Annotated in this window: 5 protein-coding genes; 1 reads left to right on the forward strand and 4 read right to left on the reverse strand. The window is 61.1% G+C overall.

Features of this window, described 5'->3' with window-relative positions:
• Nucleotides 1–20 precede the first annotated feature (20 nt).
• From HGI47_RS19770 to HGI47_RS19780, 3 genes are read right to left on the reverse strand one after another with little or no spacing between them, the layout of a single operon-like run.
• On the reverse strand, nt 21–1,379 hold the full coding sequence (locus HGI47_RS19770) for an MFS transporter (RefSeq protein WP_168854497.1): 1,359 nt from the start codon (nt 1,377–1,379) through the stop codon (nt 21–23).
• A 10-nt stretch (nt 1,380–1,389) separates the two neighbouring features.
• Nucleotides 1,390–3,792: a TonB-dependent receptor gene (locus HGI47_RS19775; protein WP_168854498.1), complete on the reverse strand. Its 2,403-nt coding sequence runs from the start codon at nt 3,790–3,792 to the stop codon at nt 1,390–1,392.
• A 4-nt stretch (nt 3,793–3,796) separates the two neighbouring features.
• A complete protein-coding gene (locus tag HGI47_RS19780) occupies nt 3,797–3,973 on the reverse strand; it encodes a hypothetical protein (RefSeq protein ID WP_168854499.1) in 177 nt (58 codons plus the stop codon).
• A gap of 513 nt (nt 3,974–4,486) precedes the next feature.
• On the opposite strand from HGI47_RS19780, the gene HGI47_RS19785 reads away from it, so the two are divergent.
• On the forward strand, nt 4,487–5,914 hold the full coding sequence (locus tag HGI47_RS19785) for a sulfatase (RefSeq protein WP_168854500.1): 1,428 nt from the start codon (nt 4,487–4,489) through the stop codon (nt 5,912–5,914).
• Between the two features lie 313 nt (nt 5,915–6,227).
• Here HGI47_RS19785 and HGI47_RS23165 read toward each other — a convergent pair whose 3' ends face one another.
• Nucleotides 6,228–6,500, reverse strand: a complete 273-nt coding sequence (locus HGI47_RS23165) for an ArsR/SmtB family transcription factor (protein ID WP_370521802.1) — start codon at nt 6,498–6,500, stop codon at nt 6,228–6,230.
• Nucleotides 6,501–6,810 lie beyond the last annotated feature (310 nt).

Raw genomic sequence — 6,810 nt, forward strand, 5'->3', positions numbered from 1 at the left:
GCACTCCTTCTGTATGGGATTTATTCGGCCGGCTGGAGCGCAGGATCGGCTGCGGAGTTCAGGCGGAGGCGAATGGCGTGGTGCTGATCGGCATCGAGCGAGAAGCCGGCGATGACGGCAGCGGAAATGGCATGGGCAAGCGCCGGGCCAATGGAGAAGACCAGCAGCAGCCCGTTCAGCGCTTGCGGCGAATTGGCAGCGGACTTCGGATCGAAGCCAAACCAGGCGATCAGCGGAAGGGCGATGCCTGCAGCCAGTGCGCCGCCCAGTTTGTCCGCTAGGGCGAAGATCGAATAATACAGCCCGGCGCGCTCCTCACCGGTTTCGGCGCGCTGCTTGTCGGCCACGTCGGCAACCATCGACCGCAGCATGATGTTGCCCGATCCTTGCGTGAGACCTTGCGCAAAGGCGAGAGCGAGGACCAGCCAGAACCTGTCGGGCGTGGTCAGGATAAGGCCGAGGTTGATCAGCGCCTGCAACACTTCGGCTAAGATCGCCGCGTTGCGCTTGCCCAACCGCACGCCGATGCGCTGCCAGATCGGCGCGGACAATATGCCGAAAGCATACTGAAACAGGAATAGACCCGCGCCCCATTCCGGGCGGCCAAGATAGAACGTGACGTAGAACAGTAGCAGCGTGGTGCGGATGCCCTGTCCCGCCCGCACCGCCGCATCCGAAGCCAACACACGCAGCAGCAGCGGATTGCCGAACACGGCGCGCAGTGCTGCGGCGGGGGAAAGCGGCGTGGCAATCAGCGGGGGCAGGCTATCGTCGCGGTTGAACAGGGTCAGCCACAACGCCGGGATTGCGGCGGCCAGCACCAGCAGGCCGAACAGGGTTAGCTGCAACTGACCGTCGCCGGGTCGCAAATGCTGGGCCAATGCCGCAAGGCTGAGTGCCCCGACCAGCGCGACCGACTGCCACAGCGTGAAGACCGAGGCGGCACGGGTGCGATCATGGTAGTCAGGGGCCAGTTCGCCGCACCATGCCAGCAGCGGCGTCGATATCAGCGCAAGCCCCGCGTAATAGGCGGCCAGCGCCACCGCCAGCCAGCCCGCACCCAGATCGGACGGCGGGAAGAACAACATCGCGCTGCCAACGACGAACAGCGCACCGCCTCCGGCGATCCAAGGACGGCGGCGGCCAAAGCGACTCTGCGTCCTGTCGCTCAGCGCACCCACCACTGGATCGAGCGCGCAATTGAGCAACTGTCCGGCTAAGTACAGCGTGCCGACCAGCGTGAGCGACACGCCATAATCCCGCGCGAAAATGGCGGGTAGCCATGCGACGACAGGTTGTGCGGCGGCCGTTACAGGCACGTAGATTGCCGCAAGCCGGTGGAAGCTGGCGGGGGACTGACCTGGGGATTGTGTTGTCATGACTGGGGCCTCACAGCCGGGTCCGCAGCGTGACACCATAAGTGCGCGGCTCGCCCACCTGGGCCGTAACCACGCCGGTGTTCGCGGCAGAAAGGTTGAGGAAATAGTCCTTGTCGAACAGGTTGCGCGCCCAGACCGACACGTCCCACAGGCCGTCTTCGGTCTTCAGGCCAAGCCGCGCGTTGGCGATGCCGAACCCCGGCACTTGCGCCCATGCCGAGTTGGTGGCCGAAGTGTTGAAGCTGGACCGGTGGGCGTAATCGGCATGTGCATAGAGGCTCAAAGTCCGCCCGCCGAGGCCACCCAGCGGCGCGTTGGCATCTGCCCCCACCGACCACGCAAACTTGGGCACGCCCGAAAGCGGTTTGCCCGAAAGATCCTGAATGCCGCCGAGGTTGAGGTTTTCCACCGCCTGCGGGGCGTTGCGATACTCGACGTATTTCGCGTCGGTATAGCTGGCAGAGGCTGTGAACGAGAGATGATCGCTGGCCGTGAAGGCCAGATCACCTTCGACCCCGCGCGAGCGGACTTTGGGAATGTTCGCGATATATTGCCGGAAATTGACCGTATTGGCCACCTGCTCGGTGATCGCAGTCTGATAATCGCGGATTTCGGTCCAGAACGCCGCCGCGTTGAACGTGGCCCGGCGATCAAAGAACTGCGACTTGAAACCAAGTTCGAACGCATCGACCTTTTCCGGGGCGACTTCCGGCGCGATCCCGGCAGGCAGCGCCGTCAGGTTCAGGCCACCCGACTTGTTGCCGCGCGAATAGCTCGCATAGACATTCGCCTCAGGTGCAACCTTCCAGTTCAGCGTGACAAGGCCGGAAAGGTTGTTCTCGCTGAACTTGGTCGAGAAGCTGGTGACCGGATTGAACTGTGTACGGATCGCGTTGATCGCGGTGACCTGCGCCGGGGTGAAACCCGAAAGATCTGCCCCATCCACCCAGAACTGGTTGAACGCGCCGGATTTCTTCTCATGCGTCCAGCGCAGGCCCGTGGTCAGCGTCAGCGCATCGGACAAGTGCCAGTCGGTTTGCCCGAACAGCGCGAAAGTTCGAGTCTCCGGCGTAGAAGTCGAATTGGCTTCAAAGCCGTTTAGCGCCGCATTGGCGATTGTCTGGTTCGCCGTCGGCAGGTTCCACAGCGCGGCCGCCGAGCCATAGCGTGAAGCGCCGTACCCCTTCACGATCTGCCAGAAGTAATACGCACCGACCACGTAATCGACCGTGCGATTGCCCTTTGAGGCAAGGCGCAGCTCCTGGCTGAACTGGCGCTGGCGGTTGGCCTGCTGCGCCTTGGTTGTGATCGGCAGCGATGTGCTGTCGCCATCGTTCGCCGGATTCCAGTCCCACCAGCGGTACGCGGTGATCGATGTCAGCGTCGCACCGCCGAAGTCCCAGTTCACTTCGCCCGAAACGCCATAGCCTTCCATGTTCGACTGATAATGGCCATCGGCCTCGCCCACCCGATCGAACGGACGAAACGCTGGCAGCGTGTATCCGGGGAAACGCGCGGCGCGCTGGGCGAAGTTGTTGGCGATGGTCGTGCCATCAGCATACGTCGTGTGCAGACCAGCAAAGACCGACAGCACGTGGTCTTGTTCCTGCTTTGCGTAATCACCGATGATCCGCACTTCGAAATCGGGATGCGGTGTGAACAGCAATTGCCCGCGCACGCTTTCGTTGCGGTAGTTCTGGGCGCGGCGATTGGTGGTCTTGTTGATCAGGAACCCATCGTTCCCGCTGATCGCGCCCGACAGGCGCACCGCCAGCAGATCGGGCACGATCCCGGTAGAGGCGGAGGCACGGATCTGCCGGAACCCATAATTGCCAAGGCTCGCCTCAGCCGAAAGTTCCGGCGCGAAGCCGGGCTTGCGCGACGAGATGTTGATGACACCCGACGTGGTGTTCTTGCCGAACAGCGTGCCCTGCGGCCCGCGCAGCACTTCAATGCTTTGAAGATCAACCAGATCGAACTGCGAAAGGCCAACGCGCCCGAAATAGACGTTGTCGATATAGAAGCCGACGCCGTTCTCCAGTCCATCGTTGGTAAGCGCCACGTTGGAGCCGAGGCCGCGAATGTTGATGTTGGTATTGCGCGGGTTGAAGCTGAAGACCTGCAGGCTGGGGACCTGCTGCTGGATCTGGCCAAGCGTGAAATCGCCGCGCTTTTCCAACGCCTCGCTGCTGATCACACTGATCGCGACGGGCACGTCCTGCACGTCCTCGTCACGGCGGCGCGAGGCGGTGACGACAATGGTCTCTCCACCTTCGTCAGGCGCCACAGCAAGCGGTGCCTCATTGGCAGGAACGACATCGGCACCGTGCGCGGAAGTTGCGCCAAGCAGCGCGCCAAGAGCGACGCCCGCATAGATGAGGTGGCGCTGCGTCGAAGAAAAAACCCTGTTCATTCCCTTATTTCCCTGAACCCAATAGTGTCGCGCCGAAGCGGCGATTGAAGCTGATGGGAACGGGCACGGTCTCGCGCTCGGTGCCGCTGATGGCGACGCCGCAAAGGGCAACGATGGTGTGTTGCAAGGACGCGGGATAGCGTGCCAGTTCCGCAAGATCGGAGCTGGTAAGCGGTCGCATGACGCATTCCTCCGGGCGACGACCCGCGAAGGGCCGCGCCGAACTGGCGTTATGATTGGAAAGCCGGACCCGCGCCGCCGCGCCCGTTCAGGGTGGCAGAAGCGCTATTGATGTGCGGCAGGCTTGCGCGTCAGGCGCGCATCATCATGATCTGCATCGTATCACCTCTTCGTGGAGGGGAACACGATGCCTGGCGCCGTCGCCCCAGCATCGCGCGCTTTAGCGGTTGGTAACGCGGAGCAAGCTGCTTCCCGATCAAATGCCGCGGATCAGGACCCTTGTTCTGCATGACGGCCTGATCACCGGGAGCCATGCGGGTTAATCTCTACTTATTTGCTAGAGTCTTTTTCGTCAAGCCATATTGCGGTGCGGCACGCCGAAAGGAAAACTTCTCGTCACCCAAATCTGATTGTCTACAGTTATAATAGACATTATTCGGTAGAACGGTCATCATCCTGGCGCCTCACGCGACCACGCGCAGGTCCTCAGCTTTCAGTGAACATGGACCGCCAGATGACCAACGCTTCCGAAAACACCCTGATCTCCCGCCGCGAAACGCTTGGCGGTGCCGCAGCCACTCTGGCTCTTGGCACCATCGCGGCACCGGCGCTGTCTGCGCCAAAGCGCGCACGGCAACCCAACATCCTCTACATCATGGCCGACGATCTCGGCTATGCCGACCTCTCCTGCTACGGTCGGCGCGATTTCGAAACGCCCGTGCTTGATCGCCTTGCGGCACAGGGTCTGCGCTTTACCGATGCCTATGCCAACAGCGCGGTCTGCACCGCCACGCGCGTGGGCCTGATCACTGGACGCTATCAGTATCGCTTGCCTGTGGGATTGGAAGAACCGCTGGCCTTTCGCCAGAACATCGGCCTGCCGCCTGCACACCCGACCCTGCCTTCGCTGCTGGCCAAGGCGGGCTATCGCACCTCGCTGATCGGAAAGTGGCACCTTGGCAGCCTGCCCGATTTCGATCCGTTGAAAAGCGGCTACCAGACCTTCTGGGGCATCCGCAGCGGCGGCGTCGATTACTACACCCACGCCACCAGCAACGGCCAGCCCGACCTGTGGGACGGCCCGACTCCGGTGGAAAAGACCGGCTACCTCACCGACCTCCTTGCTGACCGCGCGATTGCCGAAATCCGGGAGGCCACGGCAGCAAAGGCACTGTGGTTCATGAGTCTGCACTTCACTGCCCCGCACTGGCCGTGGGAAGGACCGGACGATGCCAGCGAATCCGCGCGCATCGCCACTTCAAAAGATCCCAAGGCCCTCTTCCATTTCGATGGTGGCAGCGCCGCGATCTATGCCGCGATGGTACGGCGGCTGGATTATCAGGTGGGTCGCGTGCTCGATGCCCTGCGCGCTGCCGGTGCGGAACAGGACACCATCGTGGTGTTCACCAGCGATAACGGCGGCGAACGCTTTTCCGACACCTGGCCGTTCAGTGGGCGCAAGACCGAACTGCTCGAAGGAGGCCTTCGCATTCCGGCCATCGTCCGCTGGCCGGGCGTTACCCGCGCGGGCACCACAAGCGATGCGCAGATCATCTCGATGGACTGGCTGCCTACATTCCTCGCCGCAGCGGGATCAGTTCCCGATTCGGCCCATCCCACCGACGGCATCGACATCCGTCCCGCCCTTGGCGGACAGGCTTTGCCGCAACGCACCCTGTTCTGGCGCTACAAGAACCACGCCCAGCGCGCGGCGCGGCGGGGAAACCTCAAATACCTGAAGATTGGCGAAAACGAGTTCATGTTCGACGTACAAGCCGACCCGCTGGAAAGGGCAAACCTGAAAGACCGGGAGCCAGCCCGCTTCACCGAACTGAAAGCCGCCTGGGAAGCCTGGAACGCAGACATGCTGCCGCTCGACCCGAAATCATACACCCACGGCTTCGGCCCCAGCGAACTGGCCGACCATTTCCGGGTGGACTGAATTTTCAGGAGTATGTCCTACGCCACTTTAAATGGCCCGGCCAGCTAAAGGAATGCTAGTGTGGCAATTAGGGCCATGGCGCTTGAATGGCCCTACATCTCGGCTTCTGAACAGAAGAATGGCCCGATGTATTTGGACCATATAAGACCGACCTATCAGGCTCTTGAGGAGTGCACAGCCACAACCTCACGAGCGCGGCACCCCTACCTCACTGCCACTTTGAAATGCCTGATGGATCAGTGGGCTTTGATTGGGTCATGCACCTATGGTGATGCTCACATTGATAGAAAATCCGTTCCGGACCGCAGCGCCGTCAGTTCTTGGTCAGAAGGCTAGCAAGCGCCCGAACGTGCTCCGGATTTGCGCGATAAATGAGTTGTCGACCGTGCCGCTCTTGAGTGAGGACACCCGCTCTGGTCAGAATAGAAAGGTGATTCGAAAGGGCCGTCGGAGCGACTTTCAAACGCACGGCAATCTCGCCAGCAGGAAGGCCGCTCTCGCCCTCCTTTGCCAGCAAATGATAAGTTTCCAAACGTGTGCCGTGCGCCAACGCCGAGAGGGTGGCGACGGTCTCCGGTATCCCCATTAATTTGATATAGAGTTGCAGAGGTGCGCAGAAAAGGGTCGTGTCAAATTTTATCTATTCAATTGTCCATGGATTGTTGATTTTTTAAATCCGGCATTAGCTACTTGTCGCAGGGCTATTCTGCTTCTGCCTCTTGATGGATGGAAAGGGAGTATCTCAATGAAAATCCCTACTGATCAACTGCTTGCCTTTGCCAACAAATGCACGCCGGGTGACCTGCCCCCCGAAAGTTCCCTCATTCTGATGTAGAGTCTGCCACTGTAAGGAGCAGACGCATGAGGAAGAGCCGTTTCACCGAGGCGCAGATTAT

It is taken from the genome of Novosphingobium sp. ERN07 (genome assembly GCF_012641335.1).
Taxonomy (GTDB): Bacteria; Pseudomonadota; Alphaproteobacteria; order Sphingomonadales; family Sphingomonadaceae; genus Novosphingobium.